General features: G+C 55.0%; 19 protein-coding genes. 4 read left to right on the forward strand and 15 right to left on the reverse strand.

The features are described 5' to 3' along the window. Positions 1 to 431 precede the first annotated feature (431 nt). Positions 432 to 3,056, forward strand: a complete 2,625-nt coding sequence (locus QQF33_RS12620; RefSeq protein WP_285157922.1) for an AAA family ATPase — start codon at positions 432 to 434, stop codon at positions 3,054 to 3,056. 166 nt (positions 3,057 to 3,222) lie between these two features. Here QQF33_RS12620 and QQF33_RS12625 read toward each other — a convergent pair whose 3' ends face one another. Then, positions 3,223 to 4,509 (reverse strand): tyrosine-type recombinase/integrase, encoded by a 1,287-nt coding sequence (locus QQF33_RS12625; RefSeq protein WP_285157923.1) that lies wholly within the window; start codon positions 4,507 to 4,509, stop codon positions 3,223 to 3,225. A gap of 218 nt (positions 4,510 to 4,727) precedes the next feature. On the opposite strand from QQF33_RS12625, the gene mutS reads away from it, so the two are divergent. Further along, positions 4,728 to 7,289: a DNA mismatch repair protein MutS gene (gene mutS / locus QQF33_RS12630; protein WP_285157924.1), complete on the forward strand. Its 2,562-nt coding sequence runs from the start codon at positions 4,728 to 4,730 to the stop codon at positions 7,287 to 7,289. Positions 7,290 to 7,305: 16 nt separating this feature from the next. Here mutS and QQF33_RS12635 read toward each other — a convergent pair whose 3' ends face one another. Then, the gene (locus tag QQF33_RS12635; RefSeq protein WP_285157925.1) at positions 7,306 to 8,193 is read right to left on the reverse strand and encodes a LysR family transcriptional regulator; all 888 of its coding nucleotides are present in this window, start codon (positions 8,191 to 8,193) and stop codon (positions 7,306 to 7,308) included. A gap of 108 nt (positions 8,194 to 8,301) precedes the next feature. Here QQF33_RS12635 and QQF33_RS12640 point away from each other — a divergent pair, with 108 nt between their 5' ends. Continuing rightward, positions 8,302 to 9,510: an MFS transporter gene (locus QQF33_RS12640; RefSeq protein ID WP_285157926.1), complete on the forward strand. Its 1,209-nt coding sequence runs from the start codon at positions 8,302 to 8,304 to the stop codon at positions 9,508 to 9,510. After that, on the forward strand, positions 9,507 to 9,884 hold the full coding sequence (locus tag QQF33_RS12645; RefSeq protein ID WP_285157927.1) for a DUF4440 domain-containing protein: 378 nt from the start codon (positions 9,507 to 9,509) through the stop codon (positions 9,882 to 9,884). Before QQF33_RS12640 ends, QQF33_RS12645 begins: the two co-directional genes overlap by 4 nt. A 50-nt stretch (positions 9,885 to 9,934) precedes the next feature. Here the strand turns inward: QQF33_RS12645 and rpoS are convergent, their stop codons facing one another. From rpoS to cysG, 13 genes are all read right to left on the reverse strand, one after another. Further along, positions 9,935 to 10,927 carry an RNA polymerase sigma factor RpoS gene (rpoS, locus tag QQF33_RS12650; protein ID WP_095283101.1) on the reverse strand — a complete coding sequence of 331 codons (993 nt, stop codon included), beginning with the start codon at positions 10,925 to 10,927 and terminating at the stop codon, positions 9,935 to 9,937. 60 nt (positions 10,928 to 10,987) lie between these two features. Continuing rightward, entirely contained in the window at positions 10,988 to 12,112 is a 1,125-nt protein-coding gene (nlpD, locus tag QQF33_RS12655; RefSeq protein ID WP_285157928.1) for a murein hydrolase activator NlpD, read from the reverse strand. A gap of 116 nt (positions 12,113 to 12,228) precedes the next feature. Then, a complete protein-coding gene (locus tag QQF33_RS12660; protein ID WP_285157929.1) occupies positions 12,229 to 12,855 on the reverse strand; it encodes a protein-L-isoaspartate(D-aspartate) O-methyltransferase in 627 nt (208 codons plus the stop codon). Continuing rightward, on the reverse strand, positions 12,849 to 13,610 hold the full coding sequence (gene surE / locus QQF33_RS12665; protein WP_285144838.1) for a 5'/3'-nucleotidase SurE: 762 nt from the start codon (positions 13,608 to 13,610) through the stop codon (positions 12,849 to 12,851). Before surE ends, QQF33_RS12660 begins: the two co-directional genes overlap by 7 nt. Continuing rightward, positions 13,591 to 14,640, reverse strand: coding sequence for a tRNA pseudouridine(13) synthase TruD (truD, locus tag QQF33_RS12670; protein ID WP_285154048.1), 1,050 nt, complete (start codon positions 14,638 to 14,640; stop codon positions 13,591 to 13,593). The genes surE and truD overlap by 20 nt, the downstream gene beginning before the upstream one ends. Continuing rightward, entirely contained in the window at positions 14,637 to 15,116 is a 480-nt protein-coding gene (gene ispF, locus QQF33_RS12675) for a 2-C-methyl-D-erythritol 2,4-cyclodiphosphate synthase (protein ID WP_285157930.1), read from the reverse strand. The genes truD and ispF overlap by 4 nt, the downstream gene beginning before the upstream one ends. Continuing rightward, the gene (ispD, locus tag QQF33_RS12680) at positions 15,116 to 15,826 is read right to left on the reverse strand and encodes a 2-C-methyl-D-erythritol 4-phosphate cytidylyltransferase (protein ID WP_282492815.1); all 711 of its coding nucleotides are present in this window, start codon (positions 15,824 to 15,826) and stop codon (positions 15,116 to 15,118) included. The genes ispF and ispD overlap by 1 nt, the downstream gene beginning before the upstream one ends. A 19-nt stretch (positions 15,827 to 15,845) precedes the next feature. After that, positions 15,846 to 16,157, reverse strand: a complete 312-nt coding sequence (gene ftsB / locus QQF33_RS12685; RefSeq protein ID WP_100779135.1) for a cell division protein FtsB — start codon at positions 16,155 to 16,157, stop codon at positions 15,846 to 15,848. A gap of 78 nt (positions 16,158 to 16,235) precedes the next feature. Beyond that, the gene (locus tag QQF33_RS12690; protein WP_282492814.1) at positions 16,236 to 16,559 is read right to left on the reverse strand and encodes a DUF3561 family protein; all 324 of its coding nucleotides are present in this window, start codon (positions 16,557 to 16,559) and stop codon (positions 16,236 to 16,238) included. A gap of 59 nt (positions 16,560 to 16,618) precedes the next feature. Next, positions 16,619 to 17,224 (reverse strand): adenylyl-sulfate kinase, encoded by a 606-nt coding sequence (cysC, locus tag QQF33_RS12695; RefSeq protein WP_285157931.1) that lies wholly within the window; start codon positions 17,222 to 17,224, stop codon positions 16,619 to 16,621. Further along, positions 17,224 to 18,651 carry a sulfate adenylyltransferase subunit CysN gene (cysN, locus tag QQF33_RS12700; RefSeq protein ID WP_285157932.1) on the reverse strand — a complete coding sequence of 476 codons (1,428 nt, stop codon included), beginning with the start codon at positions 18,649 to 18,651 and terminating at the stop codon, positions 17,224 to 17,226. Before cysN ends, cysC begins: the two co-directional genes overlap by 1 nt. A gap of 9 nt (positions 18,652 to 18,660) precedes the next feature. Further along, entirely contained in the window at positions 18,661 to 19,569 is a 909-nt protein-coding gene (gene cysD, locus QQF33_RS12705) for a sulfate adenylyltransferase subunit CysD (protein WP_095283121.1), read from the reverse strand. A 9-nt stretch (positions 19,570 to 19,578) separates the two neighbouring features. Further along, positions 19,579 to 20,937, reverse strand: coding sequence for a siroheme synthase CysG (gene cysG, locus QQF33_RS12710; protein ID WP_285157933.1), 1,359 nt, complete (start codon positions 20,935 to 20,937; stop codon positions 19,579 to 19,581). Positions 20,938 to 21,137: the final 200 nt, after the last annotated feature.

Below are 21,137 nucleotides of genomic sequence, written 5' to 3' on the forward strand. Positions count from 1 at the left end.
TGGAACCAAACGCAGGAAAACCATGCAACTATTTTGCGACGACGTTCGATGAGTGCTGCTGCGCTTGATTCAACTGTGGATGCGCTAGCTCGTAATGCAAGCTTCTATTTGCCTAATGTGCGAACGTTGTCACCTGTAAGCGACCCTCTTTCACGTGGGCCATTTTTAAGTATGAGTAACGTCCCCCCCATCCCAAAGTGGAGACTGGCCTTTAGTACACCATAACGCTGATGGCAGATACCTTAAATTGCTACCCCAATTGTCCAGACAGCAGATGCTCGTAAAGAACTAAACCGTATGCCAAAAACTTAACCATTGTCACAACTAACGAATTGTAGCCGAAACGCTGGCAGCGTATTGTAGTTATGCTTCCCTAACGTTATGAATTTTTGTTGATTTTACATTCAAAAATGATAGTTACAGGTAGAACTATGACAATATTGCAGGAGATTTTGACTTGGACGCAGGGACTTCCTGCGTGGCAGAGCGATGCAGTTTCTCGCTTATTAGTGAAACAGACGCTTACACCACAGGATCATGAAGATTTGTATGCGTTACTCAAACTTAATTTTGGAATTCCTGACCCCAAAAATCGCCAAGCTAAGCCACTAACTGCCGATCAAATTCCAGTGCAGGTTAAGAAAGACACAGATATCAAACTATCTACCATCAAAAACCTTCACAGTGTTAACGCTATTGCAGAAAATCAGCAGTTGGTGATAGGTCCAACAGGCATGACTGTTATTTATGGCGATAATGGATCAGGCAAGTCGGGATATTCGCGAGTTCTGAAACAAGCCTGCCGTGCTCGCGATCAATCAGAACCAGTTCATCCCAATGCTAATTTACCAGAAGTCAAAGCTGGCAATGCTCAGGCATCATTCAACATCACTATTGATGGAACTGACAAGGAGGTAACCTGGTATCAAGGAAAAGAAGCACCGCCTGAACTTTCTTCTTTCGCGATCTTCGATACGCGTTGTGCTCGTGCCTATTTAGATAATGAGGATGACTTTTCCTATGTGCCATACGGTTTGGGTGTATTCGAGGCCCTTGCAAAGGTATGCCAACAACTAAGAACCTCTATTGAGGCAGAACAAAAACAATCAGCTGTAGATCTGACCACATTTGCTCATCTACATGGTGAAACAACTGTGGGTAAGTTGATCTCCGCGCTCAATGCGAAATCTAGCATTGCACAAATTGAAGCCCTCGCAACTCTCAAGCCCGAAGAACTTACATTACGAGGGACCCTGGAGAAAAGCCTCAAAGAAAACAACCCGAAAGATAAAGCGGGCTTATTGCGGTTACGCGCACGCCGCGTTACAGCACTTGCTACAAACACAGTAGAAAAAGGGCTTATCGTTGGCCCTGAAGCTATTGCCAAGCTTAAAGCCCTTGCTGATAAATTCCGTACAGCCCAAGCAGCCGCCTCTCTCGCCGCGAAGAACTTTAAGGAAGGTGAAAACTTTTTGCCTGGAACAGGAGGAGAAGCATGGCGAGAATTATTTGATGCAGCCCGAAAATTTGCTTTAGAAGCCCATCCAGATAAGCCTTTTCCAAACCTTGGACGAGACGATGCGTGCCCGCTGTGCCAACAACCCTTGGCTGAAGGTGCGGAAAGATTCCTTCGATTTGAATCGTTTATACAAGCAGAGACTGAAAAAACTGCTCAGACATGCCGCAAGGCACTCGCTGATGAATACCGTCCATTCAAATCAGCAGTTATTACGTTGAACTTTGATGAAATAACACAGGCCGAGATAGCCGAAATTGCCCCATCATTAGTTGTCGAAATTAAGTCTTTCGAAGCTGCATTGGCCATTCGGCACGAAGCAATCAAAACAGCTATTGTTTCGAATGACTGGACCGGGCTAAATGTAGTCTTAGACAGTCCGGTGGATAAGTTAAAAGAGTTAGCAAATAAACTGAATACCGAAGCGGAAGCTTTGGAAAAAGCATCGAATGAAGAGGCTCGCGCTGTTTTGCTTAAGCAGCTTGGAGAATTGGATGCACGACTAAAACTCAGCCAGGTCAAGGAAGCCGTACTTACAGCGGTGACGAAACTTGGACACCTAGCAAAGCTCAAAAGCTGTCTCAGCGCAGTCAGAACAAATGCGATATCCATTAAAGCATCCGAACTAGCGGAAAAGGTCGTATCCAAAGAACTGGCTGACGCATTGAACCGGGAATTTAGAACACTGGGAGTTGGTAGCTTGAGTGTTTCCTTGCAAAGCCGTACAGATCGAGGGAAAGCACTGCACAAGCTTAAACTTCATTTGCCACAAAGTCGCTCGCCAGGAGAAATATTAAGTGAAGGTGAACAACGAGCCATTGCGCTCGGTTCGTTTCTGGCTGAAGTAGGATTAAGCGACAGCAAAGGAGGTGTAGTCTTCGACGATCCTGTATCCTCCCTAGACCATCGCCGTCGAGAACGTGTAGCCAAACGCCTCGCAACTGAAGCGTTGCAGCGACAAGTTATCATTTTCACCCATGACATCTACTTCCTCTGTCTGTTAACCGAAGAAGCAAAGCAAGCGGGTGCAACAGTGTTCACACAAAGTCTTACGCGCCGTGCAGAAGGCTTCGGTATTGCAGATCCTGAGTTGCCGTTTGAGGGAAAAAATACAAGTAAACGCGTTGGCGCCTTAAAAGCGCAGCAACAGTTAATTGCCAAACTTTACAAGGAAGGCAATGAGCAGGAACATCAGCGACAGACAGTTGACGCATATTTTCGCTTACGCATGGCATGGGAACGAGCAGTAGAAGAAGTTCTCCTGCGCGAGGTTATCCTTCGTTTCCGCAAGGGCGTAGAAACACAAAGGCTCATTGGTGTTATTGTAGACGATAATGACTATGCACAAGTCCATGCGGGGATGAGCAGGTGCTCCAACTACGCCCATGATAAAGCTATGGCAGGTGGCGTTGCAATTCCTGATCCAGAGGAACTTCTTGCTGACATTACCGCGTTAGAGAATTGGCGCGCCCAAATACACAAACGCTCAGAAGATACAGCTAAGAAGCGCAAAATGGGACCAATTGTTGCAGCGGTATAAGGGAACGAAAGCTGGAAATGGTCTGACATTCTCATTTCCAGCTTAGCTCTCCCCCACCGAGATATGAAACCAACACTCGATTCCCTAGGATATAATCATCCTGGGTACACAGAATGGTACATAACCGCTAAAAAGCTCATGATTACTGGGGCAAGCATTATCCAGATCAACTCGCAACCAACCTATCCAGATGGCCAGCCCAAACCTGCAACCACTGCTTGCACTCCGCATCATACTTATAAAGATTATAGATCCCCTCTACGCCTCCGCGAGTATGCCCCAAAACCGCTTCTGCAACTTCGTTTGGGCACTGCAAACGCGATAGTCCTGTACGCACAGTGCGCCGTAAATCATGCGGTGTCCAACTTGGTATATCCAGCATTTTCCCTGACTGCCGCAAATGCCACGCATTTTCAGTAAGGTATTTTTGCTGTATTGGTAGTTTCGTTCGGGATGAGGGAAACAAGTAAGTATCGGAGTTAAGGCGAAGAACCTTCAAGAACTCTATCGCCTGGGTACACAACTGAACATACCGTTCAACGCCTGTTTTAGTTTCACGCAGATGAATCGTTCCTTTTTCGAGGTCAACATCCTTCCACGCCATATCGCAAACCTCACCGGTACGGCATCCTGTCCAAAGGGTCATACGCAGAACATTTTTAATCACAGGTGGATAGGCTGAACCCGGCAACCACTTGAGGAATTTAGCCAGCTCCGCGTCACTCAGAACACGAGTACCGCGGCCATTAGTAAGCTTAATTCGTGTTTGCCGTAAGCTGGATTTTGCTAACAATGCTGGGTTAGCGAAACTCTCATCAAAGCGCCCCAAACCGATGGCGAATTCATAAGCGAGAGAGAGCTCTCTCAGAACGTTACCCGCCTGAACATTTGCACCTCTGGCTACAACGCCATGAATCAAATCGATAATATCTTTTCGGGTAATCTCAGCGGCATTCTTTGTCCCCAGATACTTCACTGCATCACCATAGAGCGTGCGGCGAACTTCAGCTTGTCCTTTCTTCTTCCTTACGCCCGGAATGATTTTTCCGTCTTTCGTTTTACGATCTTCAATGTGCTCAGTGAGATAAAGTTCAACCAGCCCCTGAACGGTAAAGTCAGGGATTTTCTCTTGCTCAGCTTCCTTTGCTTTCTGTAATTTTTCCTGTTTAAGCTCAGTTGCCGGACAGCGGCCTTCCTGACGCAACAGTTTTAACTCATGGAGCTTAAGGCGAGCGGCAGAAAGAGATGTCTGCGGAAAATGACCAATTTTAACCTGTACGAGTTTGCCTGTTGTGGGGCTTGTGTAGCGGTAGAAAAAAGACTTAACGCCAGTTGCACCACAGAAGACCCGCAAACCACGATTTTCGCCAACATCGGCTTTATCCTTATCTCCGGGTTTCATCGTTTCTATCGCTTTAAACGAAAGTGGCCTTCCCTCTTGTTTTCCTGCCATAAAGACTCCGTTATCATGTTCCCTACGCAATCATGGAATGAAAGTGTAGGTTGTGCAGTATATAACCATATTATACCAACCTACAGTTTATAAACCTACACTTTAATCTACATTTTTATGTAGGATTTCATGAGATCCAATGAAACTGAGTGAAGCACAATGAGAACAATGAATATCACTAACACATTAAAATTAAAGAAAATGGACATCACAAACCGATGAACACTATCGAAAATTTAGACTCACACACACCAATGATGCAGCAGTACCTGAAACTGAAAGCTCAGCATCCGGAAATTCTGCTGTTTTATCGTATGGGCGACTTTTACGAGCTTTTTTATGACGATGCCAAACGGGCGTCGCAACTGCTCGACATCTCGCTGACCAAACGTGGCGCATCAGCGGGTGAACCGATTCCGATGGCGGGTATTCCGCATCATGCGGTGGAAAACTATCTGGCGAAGCTGGTGAATCAGGGTGAATCCGTCGCCATCTGCGAACAGATTGGCGATCCGGCCACCTCGAAAGGTCCGGTGGAGCGCAAAGTCGTTCGCATCGTCACGCCAGGCACGATTAGCGACGAAGCCCTGCTCCAGGAGCGTCAGGACAACCTGCTCGCCGCAATCTGGCAGGACAGCAAAGGTTACGGCTACGCCACGCTGGATATCAGCTCCGGGCGTTTTCGCCTGAGCGAACCCGCTGACCGCGAAACCATGGCGGCAGAACTCCAGCGCACCAATCCGGCGGAGCTGCTTTACGCCGAAGATTTCGCCGAGATGGCCCTGATCGAAGGGCGTCGCGGCCTGCGCCGTCGGCCGCTGTGGGAATTTGAAATTGATACCGCGCGCCAGCAGTTAAACCTGCAATTTGGCACCCGCGATCTGATTGGCTTTGGCGTGGAAAACGCCCCGCGTGGCCTGTGCGCCGCGGGCTGTCTGCTGCAGTACGTGAAAGACACCCAGCGCACGACCCTGCCGCACATTCGTTCCATCACCATGGAGCGTCAGCAGGACAGCATCATTATGGATGCCGCCACGCGCCGCAATCTGGAGATCACCCAGAACCTCGCGGGTGGAGTAGAAAACACCCTCGCCGCCGTGCTCGACAGTACGGTCACGCCGATGGGCAGCCGCATGCTCAAGCGCTGGCTGCATATGCCGGTGCGCGATACGGCGGTGCTGGTAAGCCGCCAACAGACGATTGGCGCCTTGCAGGATCGCTTTACGGATCTGCAGCCGGTGCTGCGTCAGGTGGGCGATCTGGAGCGTATTCTGGCCCGTCTGGCGCTGCGCACGGCGCGTCCGCGCGATCTGGCCCGCATGCGTCACGCCTTCCAGCAGTTACCTGAGCTGCGTGCGCAGCTGGCGGAAGTCGACAGCGCGCCAGTGCAAAAGCTGCGTGAAAGCATGGGGGAATTTACTGAACTGCGCGAGCTGCTGGAGCGCGCGGTGGTTGAAGCGCCGCCGGTGCTGGTTCGCGACGGCGGTGTGATTGCCCCTGGCTACAACGAAGAGCTGGACGAATGGCGCGCCCTGGCGGACGGTGCGACGGATTATCTGGATAAACTGGAGATCCGCGAGCGCGAGCGTCTGGGGCTCGACACCCTGAAAGTCGGGTACAACGCCATTCACGGCTATTACATTCAAATCAGCCGCGGGCAGAGCCACCATGCGCCGATCCACTACGTTCGTCGCCAGACGCTGAAGAACGCCGAGCGCTACATCATTCCAGAGCTGAAAGAGTACGAAGACAAAGTCCTCACCTCCAAAGGCAAAGCGCTGGCGCTGGAAAAACAGCTCTATGAAGAGCTTTTCGACACGCTCCTGCCGCACCTGGCCGATATGCAGCTGAGCGCCAGCGCGCTGGCCGAGCTGGACGTACTGGTCAACCTGGCAGAACGGGCTGACACGCTGAATTACACCTGTCCGACATTCACCGACAAGCCGGGCATTCGCATCAGCGAAGGGCGTCACCCGGTGGTGGAACAGGTGCTCAACGAGCCGTTTATCGCCAACCCGCTGAATCTCTCTGCCCAGCGCCGGATGCTGATTATCACCGGTCCGAACATGGGCGGTAAAAGTACCTACATGCGCCAGACCGCGCTGATCGCCCTGCTGGCCTATATCGGCAGCTACGTTCCAGCGCAAAGCGTGGAGATTGGCCCTATCGATCGCATCTTCACCCGCGTGGGCGCGGCGGACGATCTGGCCAGCGGTCGCTCCACCTTCATGGTTGAGATGACCGAAACCGCCAACATTCTGCACAACGCCACGGAAAACAGCCTGGTGCTGATGGATGAGATTGGTCGCGGGACTTCGACCTATGACGGTCTTTCCCTGGCCTGGGCGTGCGCCGAAAGTCTGGCGAATAAGATCAAAGCGCTGACCCTGTTTGCGACTCACTACTTTGAGCTAACCCAATTGCCGGAGAAAATGGAAGGCGTCGCCAACGTCCATCTCGATGCCCTGGAGCACGGCGATACCATTGCGTTCATGCACACGGTGCAGGATGGCGCGGCCAGCAAAAGTTACGGCCTGGCCGTTGCTGCGCTGGCGGGTGTGCCAAAAGAGGTGATCAAACGCGCGCGCCAGAAACTGCGCGAGCTGGAAAGCCTTTCGCCAAACGCGGCGGCGACGCAGATTGACGGTTCGCAGATGTCGCTCCTGTCCATGGCGGAAGAGACGTCACCTGCGCTTGAAGCGCTGGAGAATCTCGATCCGGACTCCCTGACGCCGCGTCAGGCGCTGGAGTGGATTTATCGCCTGAAGAATCTGGCGTAAATTCTCGCACTCAGCATTAACCGGCTCTGGTGCGCAGATAGTCAATAAAGACGCGCACCTTAGCCGAAACATGCTGCGCATCGGGATAAACAGCGTAAATGCCCTGCTGCGCAAAACCGTAGTCGGGTAACAGATGCACCAGCCGCCCTTTTTCCAGTTCGGCTCTCACCAGCCATTCAGGCAACAATGCCACGCCAGCTCCCGCGAGCGCAAAGGCCATCAGCGCCTGAGCGCTGTCGGCAAACAGCCGTGCAGGGCGCTTAATCTCTAACAGCACACTTTTCCCGCTGACATCGGTCACCTGCCAACGCAGCGGTGCAGGAAGACGTTCGTGAATCAACCACTCGGCCTGCGCCAGTGCATCCAGCGAATCAACCGGATTTGCGGCCAGCCATTCAGGAGCGGCCACGGGGTAAATCGCAAAACGTGAAATCAGCGCCGCGTGATAGCGAGAGTCGGCAAGCTGACCCAACCGAATGGCGACATCGAAACGCTCTGCAATCAAATCAGCATGATGCGAAGAGGCGACGTGGCGTATCCGTAAATCCGGGTGAAGCCGACTAAACTCCGCCAGAACCGGGATAATCACCTGCGCGCCATACTCCGGTGTGGAGGTGATTCTCAGCTCACCGCTCAGGCCAACATGGCTGGATCTGACCTCATCCTGTAAATTCTCCGCGGCTTTTAACAGCTCGACGCCGCGCTGGTAAAAGAGCGAACCCGCTTCCGTCAGCGTAATACGCTGCGTCGAGCGCAGGAGAAGCGTTACACCCAACTCGTTTTCCAGCTGGCGAATATTGAAGCTCACGACGGCTTTTGTTTGCCCGAGCGCAGTCGCCGCTGCGGTAAAACTGCCGGTGTCCACCACGGCGACGAACGTCGTCATTCGCTGTAAATTGAGCATAACTGTCACCATTACTGTCAAAATTATTTTGACAGTATATCGCCAGGAACGCCGTTTATCCCTCGCTTTCAGACAGATACATTACCGCTCCTTAACGGAGGGTAAAACATGGCATACCGTAGTAAAGTCGCCATCGTGTTTCTGCTGGGCTTTTTTCTCGATCTCATCAATATGTTCATCGCCAGCGTCGCGTTCCCGACAATGGCCGTGGCGTTTCATTCATCCGCCCCGGCGCTGGCATGGGTCAGTAACGGGTATATCGCGGGCATGACGCTGGTCATCCCTTTTAGTGCTCTCATCACCCGCCGTCTGGGTGCAAAGCGGCTTTTCATTCTTTCTCTGACCCTGTTTTGTGTCGCGGCCACTGCTGCCGGTATGTCTGACTCATTGAATCACCTGATCTTCTGGCGTGTTTTACAGGGTGCTGGCGGTGGATTACTTATCCCGGTTGGACAGGCGCTGGCATGGCAACAGTTTAAACCGCACGAACGGGCTGGTTTATCGACGGCGGTAATGCTGGTCGCACTTCTCGCACCTGCGTGCGCCCCTGCACTGGGTGGAGTTCTGATTCAGTTCTTTCACTGGCGATGGATCTTTTTTGCCCCACTGCCGCTTGCCGTTGTCACGCTACTCCTGGCTTGCCTGTGGCTTAAAAACGAGACTGCTCCGCCCGGCCCTGCAAGATTGCTGCATTTCCCCCTGATGTCCGATCCGCTGCTGCGTTTCTCAATGCTGGTCTATCTGTGCGTGCCGGGGATATTCATCGGCGTGAATGTGGTCGGCCTTTTTTACCTGCAAAGCGTGGCGAAGATGACCCCGGCGGCGACCGGAGCGCTTATGCTTCCCTGGTCCCTCGCTTCGTTTATCGCCATTTCAGCCACCGGAAAATATTTCAACCGCCTTGGCCCGCGCCCGCTCATTATCACCGGCGGTCTGCTGCAGGCAGCCGGAATCGCGGGTTTGTCGACAGTCTCTGCCGCCACGCCCGAATCACTCACTATTGCCCTCTTCGTCCTGATGGGCGCAGGTGGCAGTCTGTGCAGCAGCACAGCTCAGAGCACCGCATTTCTCAATGTTGCCTTTGAAGAGATGCCGGATGCCAGCGCCCTTTGGAACATTAATCGTCAGCTGAGTTTCTTTCTTGGCGCGACGCTGCTGGCGCTGATACTCAGTACGCTGCAACAGGTTTTCACCCCTACTCAGGCCTGGCATGGGGTGTTTATTTTGTCATCCGTAATCACGCTTTTGCCCATCATGAGTGCGCTGCGCCTCAACAACCAACAGGTGCTTATGCATCTTCATAAGGAAACATCATGAATACATTCGAAAATAAAATCATTGAGACGCATGTCGCCATTGAAAACTGGCTAGGGAAAGGCGCAGGCGATCACGAAGCGCTGATGGCCCACTTCAGCGAAACATTCAGCATGGTGACATTAACCGGCGCTTGTCTGGATTATCCCGCCCTGAAAGGGTTCTTTTTGGCGCAGCGCGGAGGCCGTCCGGGGCTGTCCATTACCGTGGACAGCGTGGAAGTGCTGGAGACATGGCCAGAAGGTGCCGCGCTACGGTATCGGGAGATTCAAAGCCAGCCTTCAGCCGCCACCACCGTGCGATGGTCTACGGTGCTGTTGATCAAACAAGGAGAAAGTGTGCTCTGGCGTCATCTTCACGAAACGGCCCAGGGATAGAAAAGAAAAAGGCCCGTCTCTCGACGGGCCTCTTTTAGATGAAAACTCGCTTATTCGCGGAACAGCGCTTCGATATTCAGCCCTTGCCCCTGCAGGATTTCACGCAGGCGACGCAAACCTTCTACCTGAATCTGACGAACACGTTCACGAGTCAGGCCAATTTCACGGCCCACATCTTCCAGTGTCGCAGCTTCATACCCCAACAGACCGAAACGACGTGCCAGCACTTCACGCTGTTTGGCGTTCAGTTCGAACAGCCATTTGACGATGCTCTGTTTCATATCATCGTCTTGCGTGGTGTCTTCCGGACCGTTGTCTTTTTCATCGGCCAGGATGTCCAGCAGCGCTTTTTCGGAATCGCCACCCAGCGGGGTGTCGACGGAGGTAATGCGCTCGTTGAGACGCAGCATACGGCTTACGTCATCAACCGGTTTATCGAGCTGCTCGGCAATCTCTTCCGCACTTGGCTCGTGGTCCAGTTTATGGGACAACTCACGCGCAGTACGCAGATAGACGTTCAACTCTTTGACGATGTGAATCGGTAGGCGAATCGTACGGGTTTGGTTCATGATTGCCCGTTCGATGGTCTGACGAATCCACCAGGTCGCGTACGTAGAGAAACGGAACCCACGTTCTGGGTCAAACTTCTCAACGGCGCGGATCAGGCCCAGGTTGCCCTCTTCAATCAGATCCAGCAGTGCCAGACCACGATTGCTGTAACGACGAGCAATTTTCACCACCAGACGCAGGTTACTTTCAATCATGCGGCGGCGTGAGGCGACATCTCCACGCAATGCGCGACGCGCGAAATAGACTTCTTCTTCGGCCGTTAACAGTGGGGAATAACCAATCTCCCCAAGGTAAAGCTGAGTCGCGTCAAGCACACGCTGTGTGGCGCCCTGCGATAACAGCTCTTCTTCAGCTAAATCGTTATCACTGGGTTCCTCTTCAACCAAGGCTTTCTCATCAAAAGACTCGGCTCCGTTCTCATCAAATTCCGCGTCTTCATTTAAATCATGAACTTTCAGCGTATTCTGACTCATAAGGTGGCTCCTACCCGTGATCCCTGAACGAGACACCCTGAAGCGGTATGCCCCGTCAAATTATCGCTGCGGTAAATATTGCAGCGGGTTTACGGATTTCCCCTTGTAACGAATTTCAAAATGCAAGCGTGTAGAACTGGTGCCGGTGCTACCCATGGTAGCGATTTTTTGCCCCGCCTTGATTTCTTGTTGCTCCCGGACCAGCATTGTATCGTTATGGGCGTAGGCACTCAGGTAATCATCGTTGTGTTTGATGATAATAAGATTACCGTAACCGCGCAGAGCATTACCGGCATACACAACGCGTCCGTCTGCGGTCGCGATGATTGCCTGTCCTTTACTCCCTGCGATATCGATCCCTTTATTTCCCCCCTCGGAGGAAGAGAAGTTCTCGATAACCTTGCCATCAGTCGGCCAGCGCCAGGTTGAAATTGGCACACTGGAAGATTGACTGCTGGCAGTCGGTACGGAAGAGCTAACCACAGGTGCCGTCACCGGTGCTGTGACGACAGTCGCAGACGGCTTATTATTCGGCAACATTTTGTTAGCACTCTGTTCACCTGAATCCTCAGAATACGTAATTGTTGGCTGTGAAGCAACCACCGCGCTGGTATTTTGCGCAGGTTTAACGCTGTTATTTTGCGCGGTGACATCCGCCGCTGAAACGGAGTTGCCTGGCGTCAGTGGCGTACCGGTGGCGTTGCCCACCTGGAGCGTCTGCCCGACTTCCAGACCATACGGGGCCTGCACGTTATTTCGCTGGGCGAGGTCACGGAAATCGTTCCCGGTGATCCACGCGATATAGAACAGGGTGTCGCCGCGTTTCACAGTGTAGGTGCTGCCGCCGGTATAACTTCCTTTCGGAATGTTCCCATACTTGCGGTTATAGACTATACGGCCATTTTCGGTCTGCACAGGTTGTTGCACTGGCTGAATCTGAGTTGGCTGCGTGCTCGGGACGTGAACAGGCTGGATCTGCGGAGTTTGCTGCGGTGCCGCAGTCCCCATTTTAGGCGGAGGTGTAATCAGCATTCCACCGGAAGTGTTCCCCGAATTGCTGCTTCCGCCGACTGAGCTCACTGGCGCAGGGGCGTTATTGGAACTCGTACAACCTGCCAGCCAAAGCGAAACCAATGACAATGCCGCAACACGGCTGATGGTGAATTTCGGGCTTCCCGCGCTCATTTATCCCCCAGGAATGTGTTAACTACCAGTGACTTAAAATTAACCGTGATGGCTCGAACCTTTTGCGCCACACCATACGCTGAATTTTTCCGAATAACCCTGGAAAATTCCGAGTATCAGGCAAGCTCTCCTTTGACCAGAGGCACAAAGCGCACGGCTTCTACGGTATCGATAATGAACTCGTCGCCCCGTCGAGAAACACGCTTAAGCAGCTGTTGTTCATCGCCCACCGGCAAAACGAGAATGCCGCCGTCGTCCAGCTGCGCCAGGAGCGCAGACGGGATCTCAAGCGGTGCTGCCGTCACGATAATGGCATCAAACGGTGCCCGGGCCTGCCAGCCCTGCCAGCCATCGCCGTGACGGGTTGAAACGTTGTGTAAATCAAGCTGCTTAAGGCGACGGCGGGCGTGCCACTGCAAGCCTTTGATTCGCTCGACGGAGCAGACATGATGAACGAGATGGGCCAGAATCGCCGTCTGATACCCTGAACCGGTGCCGATCTCCAGCACGCGGGATTCCGGCGTCAGCTCCAGCAGTTCGGTCATCCGCGCCACCATGTACGGCTGCGAAATCGTCTGCCCCTGCCCTATCGGCAAGGCCACGTTTTCCCACGCTTTGTGTTCAAACGCCTCATCCACAAATTTCTCACGCGGTACCTGTGAGATAGCCTCAAGCACACGCTCGTCGGTGATGCCCTGAGTGCGCAATTGATTCAGAAGAGCTTGTACACGTTTACTTACCATTGTGTGTTCACCCCGGCACGTTCCAGCCAGCCTGAGACCACATCTTGCGCGTTATACGCGGTTAAATCCACGTGCAGCGGCGTGACGGAAACGTAGCCTTCGTCCACGGCGGCAAAATCCGTATCCGGCCCGGCGTCGCATTGCTCGCCAGGCGGACCAATCCAGTAGAGGGTGTTTCCGCGTGGATCCTGCTGCGGGATTACTTTGTCCGCCGGATGGCGGCTGCCGCAGCGCGTCACGCGAATGCCTTTGATCTCCTCAAGGGGCAGATCCGGCACGTTAATATTCAGAATACGTCCGGTGCGCAGCGGCTCGCGGCTGAGCGCACGCAGGATGGAGCAGGTCACGGCGGCCGCCGTGTCGTAGTGCTTATGGCCGTTGAGAGACACCGCCAGCGCCGGGAACCCGAGATGACGCCCTTCCATGGCCGCTGCGACCGTGCCCGAGTAAATCACGTCATCGCCCAGGTTTGGGCCAGCGTTGATGCCTGACACCACCACGTCCGGGCGCGGGCGCATCAGCGCATTGACGCCGAGGAAGACGCAGTCCGTCGGCGTCCCCATCTGTACCGCGATGTCACCATTATCAAACGTAAAGGTGCGAAGGGATGATTCCAGCGTTAAGGAGTTGGACGCACCGCTGCGGTTACGATCGGGAGCAACAACCTGCACCTCGGCAAATTCGCGCAGGTGTTTCGCCAGCGTCTGAATGCCAGGCGCATGGATCCCATCATCGTTACTCAGCAATATTCGCATAGTCACCCGACGTATTGATTAGTTCCCTGACAACACTGGTGGCAAAGCTCCCGGCCGGCAGCCAAAAACGTAACTCGACGGTGACGTCATCCCACCAGTTCCAGCTCAGCTGCTGCGGATAGAGCAGCATCGCACGGCGTGCCGCCTCGACTTTCTCCCGCACCAGCAGTGATTGTAATTCTGTCTCTTCTGCTACCGCTGCCTGCTCTGCGACAAGCGCCTCGCCCTGCGGCCCCCACTCTCCCGAGCCGGGCAGCGCGGCGGTAATCATCAGCGTTTTGTTATCGACGCGCGCCTGCAGATCGGCCATTTCGTCGCTTGTTGCCACAAACCAACTGCCGCGTCCCGCTAATTGTAGCGCATCGCCGACAACAACTTGATTCGCGTCCGGTTTTTTCAGTCGTTCGCTCACAATCTGATTAAACAACGCACTGCGGGCCGCCGACAACCAAAAACTGCGTTTATTCCTGTCGCGCACGGGGGCATTGCTCTGCGCCCAGCGCAGCGCGCCCTGCAGGTTGCTGCCGCCCAGCCCAAAACGCTGAGCGCCGAAATAGTTCGGTACGCCCTGCTCGCTGATGGCGGTCAGGCGTTTTTCCACGTCATCGCGATTCGTGACTTCACGCAGCACCAGCGTAAAGGCGTTGCCCTGAAGCGCGCCCAGGCGCAGCTTGCGCTTGTGGCGGGCGTACTCCAGCACCTTACAGCCTTCCAGCTCAAATTTGCTTAAATCAGGCATCACATTGCCCGGCACGCGCGCGCACAGCCACTGCTCCGTGACCGCGTGTTTATCTTTTTGCCCGGCAAAGCTCACTTCACGGGCGTGGATCTTCAGGAATTTTGCCAGCGCATCGGCCACAAATCGAGTGTTGCAGCCATTTTTCAGAATGCGAACAAGCACATGTTCGCCTTCGCCGTCCGGCTGGAATCCGAGGTCTTCTACTACCACGAAATCTTCCGGGTTGGCTTTCAGCAGGCCATTGCCCTGGGGTTTGCCGTGCAGATACGTCAGGTTATCAAACTCGATCATTTGCCCGCCTTCACTAGCAGCGCGACGGCCTCGCAGGCGATCCCTTCGCCACGCCCGACAAATCCGAGTTTTTCCGTGGTGGTGGCTTTGACGTTAACGTCATCCATATGACAACCGAGATCTTCAGCGATAAAGACGCGCATCTGCGGGATATGCGGCAGCATTTTCGGGGCCTGGGCGATGATGGTCACATCGACGTTGCCCAGGGTGTAGCCCTTGGCCTGAATACGGCGCCAGGCTTCGCGCAGCAGCTCACGGCTGTCCGCGCCTTTAAAGGCCGGGTCCGTGTCCGGGAACAGTTTGCCAATATCGCCAAGCGCTGCCGCGCCGAGCAGGGCGTCGGTTAAGGCATGCAGCGCGACATCGCCATCAGAATGCGCCAGCAGGCCCTGTTCAAAGGGAATGCGTACGCCGCCAATGATAATCGGGCCAACGCCGCCAAAGGCGTGTACGTCAAAACCGTGTCCAATTCGCATTATGCCTTCTCCTGAGGGATCGTACGGGTAAGATAAAATTCCGCGAGCTGTAAATCTTCCGGGCGCGTCACTTTTATATTATCAGCGCGCCCCTCAACAAGCTCAGGGTGGAAACCGCAATACTCCAGCGCCGACGCTTCGTCGGTGATGGTTGCGCCTTCATTGAGCGCGCGGGTTAAGCAGCTGTTGAGCAGTTCGCGGGGGAAAAACTGGGGGGTCAGCGCGTGCCATAAATCGACGCGCTCAACGGTATGGGCAATCTTCTGCTGCCCTGGCTCGGCGCGCTTCATGGTATCGCGCACGGGTGAGGCCAGAATGCCGCCGGTGGTGCTGGTTTCGCTGAGTTTGAGCAAACGGGCCAGATCGTCCTGATGCAGACACGGTCGTGCGGCGTCATGCACCAGCACCCACTGCGCATCACCTGCGGCGCGAAGGCCAGCCAGAACGGAGTCGGCGCGCTCTGCGCCACCATCAACGACGGTAATCTGTGGATGATTTGCCAGCGGTAACGCGGCAAAACGGGCATCGCCCGGACTGATGGCGATCACGACGCGCGTCACCCGTGGGTTCGCCAGCAGCGCCGCCACGGAGTGTTCAAGGATCGTTTTGTCGCCAATGGAAAGGTACTGCTTAGGACACTCTGTTTGCATGCGCCGACCGAAACCTGCTGCCGGTACCACAGCGCATACATCCGAAAAAGTCACTGCCATGTCGTAATCCTGGGCCTGATTATCGATTGTTTTGTGCTGAGCCCTGACTGCGTTTAGACGCATCCGGCACCAGACGATAAAAGGTTTCGCCCGGCTTGGTCATACTGAGTTCGTTACGTGCGCGTTCCTCAATCGCCTCTTGCCCGCCATTGAGGTCATCAATTTCAGCAAAGAGTTGATCGTTTCGCGCTTTAAGTTTTGCGTTCGTTGCCTGCTGTGCCGTGACGTCGTCATTGACGCGGCTGTAGTCGTGAAGACCGTTCTTACCGAACCACAGCGAATACTGCAGCCAGACCAGCAAAGCCAGCAACAGCAGTGTTAATTTACCCATCCAGCCCCCTGAAAAACGGCATCATCATCCCATAACTTTCCGTTCGACTCTACTCTGGGGTTTTAATTATGTCTTAAGTTAGCCCATCAGCCATAAAAACAGCAGGCCAAAGATGATCACTACCGTAGCAATGGTGATAACGGTGCTGTAGAGCAGCCGCCCGTTGAGCAGCGAGTGCAGCGCAATGCCGACCACCACCGCGACGGGCATCAGTGCGAGGAAGAAAGGCCAGGTGTAGAGGAAGAAAAACAGCGTATTGCGGCCATAGATCGCGAACGGGATGCCGAGCGCCAGCAACCACGAGGCGAAGCCGACCACGGCCCCAGGAAGTGACCAGGTCGTCTCGTCATCAGCCGATACGGTTTCCGACCCGGTGATAATGTAATTCTCACTGTTACGCATAGCAGATCCTGTGACCATGACACATCTTACGGGCAGCGAGCTATCCGTTCGATACCGTCTCAGGATCTGATAATATCGCCCCGTCTGAGCAGGTCTAATAATTGGCTTACTAAATTTGTTACCAATTGTTGACCCTCCAGGTGAATTTCTGGCGATTCAGGCGCTTCGTAAACCGAGTCAATGCCGGTGAAATTGCGCAACTCTCCCGCCCGGGCTTTTTTATACAGCCCTTTAGGATCGCGCGCTTCGCACACCTCAAGCGGCGTATCAACGAACACTTCGATAAACCGCTCTTGCCCCACGCGCTCGCGCACCATCTGCCGCTCAGCGCGATGGGGCGAGATAAACGCGGTTAACACCACCAGACCGGCATCGGCCATCAGGCTCGCCACTTCACCCACGCGGCGAATATTCTCTTTGCGATCTTCGTCGCTAAAGCCCAGATCGCTGCACAGGCCGTGACGGACGTTGTCACCATCGAGTAAATAAGTGCTTACACCCTGCTTATGCAGCGCCTCCTCCAGCGCCCCGGCGACGGTGGATTTCCCCGAGCCGGAGAGCCCGGTAAACCACAGCACTACCCCACGGTGACCGTGGAGTTGTTCGCGCGCGCTGAGCGTCACCGGGTGAGGATGCCAGACGACGTTCTCATCGTGCTGGGCCATTATTTGCCTCCCAGCAAATCGCGTGCGCCCCAGTGCGGGAAGTGTTTGCGCACCAGCGCGTTCAGCTCCAGCTCAAAGGCGCTGAATTCAGACGGCACGGCGGTCGCCTGCTCGTGTGGTTCGCGCACCATCCCGGCACCGACGGTGACGTTGGTCAGACGGTCGATAAAGATCAGCCCGCCCGTCACCGGGTTTTGCTGATATTTGTCGAGCACCAGCGGCTCATCAAAGGTGAGATCCACCAGCCCAATCCCGTTCAGCGGCAGCTCGGTGACCTGATGCTGCGCCAGATTGTTGATGTCCACCTGATACTGAATACCATCCACGCGCGCCCGGGTTTTCTTGCCCGCGATTTTAATGTCATAGCTCTGACCCGCCGTCAGCGGCTGTTCCGCCATCCACACCACATCCAGGGAGGCACTCTGCACGGCCGGTACGCTCTCCTGCGCGTCCAGCAGCAGATCGCCGCGGCTGATATCAATTTCATCTTTCAGCACCAGAGTGACCGCTTCGCCCGCGCCTGCTTCCGGCAGATCGCCGTCGAAGGTCACGATACGAGCAATGGTCGATTCCACGCCGGACGGCAGCGCCTTCACGCGCTGGCCGACTTTAACGACGCCGGAGGCAATGGTCCCGGAGAAGCCGCGGAAATCGAGGTTCGGACGGTTCACATACTGCACCGGGAAGCGCATCGGCTGGCTTTCCACCGGGCGCTGGATTTCCACGGTTTCCAGCACTTCGAGCAGCGTCGGGCCGCTGTACCACGGCATATTCACGCTCTGGGTGGCGACGTTGTCGCCTTCCAGCGCGGAGAGCGGCACGAAGCGGATATCCAGATTGCCCGGCAGCTGCGCGGCAAAGGTCAGGTAGCTCTCGCGGATCTCGTTGAATTTCTCTTCGCTGAAATTCACCAGATCCATTTTATTGACCGCCACCACCAGATGTTTGATGCCCAGCAGGGTAGAGATAAAGCTGTGGCGACGGGTCTGATCCAGCACGCCTTTGCGCGCGTCCATCAGCAGGATCGCCAGCTCGCAGGTCGACGCGCCGGTCGCCATATTGCGGGTGTACTGCTCGTGCCCCGGCGTATCGGCGATGATGAATTTGCGTTTCTCAGTGGAGAAATAGCGGTACGCCACGTCGATGGTAATCCCCTGCTCGCGCTCTGCCTGCAGACCATCCACCAGCAGGGCCAGGTCGAGTTTTTCGCCCTGCGTGCCGTGACGTTTGCTGTCGTTGTGCAGGGAGGAGAGCTGGTCTTCGTAAATCTGTCGCGTGTCGTGCAGCAGGCGGCCAATCAGGGTACTTTTCCCGTCATCGACGCTGCCGCAGGTCAGAAAGCGCAGCAGGCTTTTGTGCTGCTGAGCGTGCAGATAGGCTTCCACGCCGCCTTCATCAGCAATTTGTTGTGCAATAGTGGTGTTCATGGCGGCTCCTTAGAAATAACCCTGACGTTTCTTCAGCTCCATTGAGCCTGCCTGGTCGCGGTCAATCATGCGCCCCTGTCGCTCACTGGTGGTGGAGACCAGCATCTCTTCGATGATCTCCGGCAGCGTCTGCGCGTTCGACTCCACCGCGCCGGTCAGCGGCCAGCAGCCCAGCGTGCGGAAGCGCACCATCTGTTTCTTGATCACTTCGCCCGGCTGCAAATCAATGCGATCGTCGTCGATCATCATCAGCATGCCGTCGCGCTCCAGCACCGGGCGCTCAGCCGCCAGATACAGTGGCACGATTTCGATATTTTCCAGATAGATGTACTGCCAGATATCCAGCTCGGTCCAGTTGGAGAGCGGGAAGACGCGGATGCTTTCGCCTTTGTTGATCTGGCCGTTGTAGTTGTGCCACAGCTCCGGGCGCTGGTTTTTCGGGTCCCAGCGGTGGAAGCGGTCGCGGAACGAGTAGATACGCTCTTTGGCGCGGGATTTCTCTTCGTCACGACGCGCGCCGCCGAAGGCCGCATCAAAACCGTATTTGTTCAGGGCCTGCTTCAGCCCTTCGGTTTTCATGATGTCCGTGTGTTTCGCGCTGCCGTGGACAAACGGGTTGATGCCCATCGCCACCCCTTCCGGGTTTTTGTGCACCAGCAGCTCGCAGCCGTAGGCCTTTGCGGTACGGTCGCGAAACTCGTACATCTCGCGGAATTTCCAGCCGGTATCGACGTGCAGCAGCGGGAACGGCAAGGTGCCCGGATAGAAGGCTTTACGCGCCAGATGCAGCATGACGCTGGAGTCTTTGCCGATGGAGTACATCATCACCGGGTTCGAAAATTCGGCAGCCACCTCGCGGATAATATGGATGCTTTCCGCTTCGAGTTGCCGCAGGTGGGTCAGTCGTTTTTGGTCCATAACCAGTCCTTAAGCCAGATTCACCACAGAAGAGCCAAAGCTTTCCGGGTTGGTTGTGTGTTGAAACCAGGCGAGCGTCTGATGCAGCTCAACCACCTCTCCCACCACAATCAGGGCGGGCATGGGGGCATTTTTCGCCAGGTTTGCAAGGTGTTGTAAGGTGCCGGTCGCGACATGCTGATCGCTGCGCGTTCCGCGTGAAATCACCGCCACCGGCGTCGCCTTATCGCGCCCGTGACGAATCAATTGTTCGCTGATGTCAGCGGCTTTCATGGTGCCCATGTAGATAGCCAGCGTCTGACGACTCTGCGCCAGCTGCGCCCAGTCAAACGGCGTGCTGTCGGCTTTGTAATGCCCGGTGACGAATGTCACGCTCTGGGCGTAGTCGCGATGCGTGAGCGGGATGCCGGCGTAGGCCGTCACCGCAGAGGCCGCCGTGATACCAGGCACGACCTGAAACGGCACGCCCGCCTGCGCGGCTGCCTGCAGCTCTTCGCCGCCGCGCTCGAAGATAAAGGGGTCACCGCCTTTGAGGCGCACCACGGTTTTTCCGGCCAGTGCGGCGTCAATCAGCATCTGGTTGGTTTCGTGCTGCGGCACCGAGTGCTCGCTCGCCCGTTTACCGACGCAGATTTGCTCGGCATCGCGACGAATAAGCTCACGCACCTCGTCGCTCACCAGATGATCGTAAAAGACCACGTCTGCCTGCTGAATAACCTGCAGACCGCGCAGCGTCAGCAGCCCGGCGTCTCCCGGCCCGGCACCGACCAGAATAATTTCGCCCTGCTGTTTTTCCGAAGCCTGAAGCGATTGCTCCAGCTCGCGCTCGGCTGCCTGTTCGTTTCCCACCGCCATCAGGCTGGCGAAACGCCCGCGGAAGGCCTGTTCCCAGAAGCGGCGGCGTCCGGCGGTCGTGGTCACGTGCGATTTCAGGCGTTCACGAAAACTGCCCGCGACCTCCGCCATTCGGCCCAGGCTTGCAGGCAACAGCGCTTCGACCTTTTCGCGCAGCAGACGCGCCAGTACCGGCGCGTTGCCGCCAGAGGAGATGGCAATCAGCAGCGGAGAACGGTCGACAATCGAGGGGAAGATAAACGAGCACAAAGGCTGATCGTCCACCACGTTCACCAGCCGGTGGCGCGCATTGGCCGCGTCGAACACCCGACGGTTCAGGGCGCGATCGTCCGTCGCGGCAATCACCAGCACCACATGGTCCAGCTGTGACTCATCAAACTCTGACGCTGTGACAATCTGCACCTGCGCGCCCGCCCGCTGTAAAAAAGCGATTTTGCGATCGGCGATTTCGCCCGTCCCGACAACCAGCACCGGACGGTCTTTTAATGAAGCAAACAGCGGCAGATAGTCCACGATGGGGCAACTCGTCTCAACAACAGGAATAGTGGGACTATAGGGGGCGGCTTAGAGTGAATGAAATTACGAATTGGAATGAGTAGTTACTCAATGGAATAACGACTCAGGAAAGCTAATATCAAAAAGTGCTTAACGCGCGAAATATCGGGCATTTAAGAGCAAATGAAATTGTGTAACCGCGGTCACAGTTTCATACT

The sequence above is a fragment of the Lelliottia wanjuensis genome (genome assembly GCF_030238365.1).
Taxonomy (GTDB): domain Bacteria; phylum Pseudomonadota; class Gammaproteobacteria; order Enterobacterales; family Enterobacteriaceae; genus Enterobacter; species Enterobacter wanjuensis.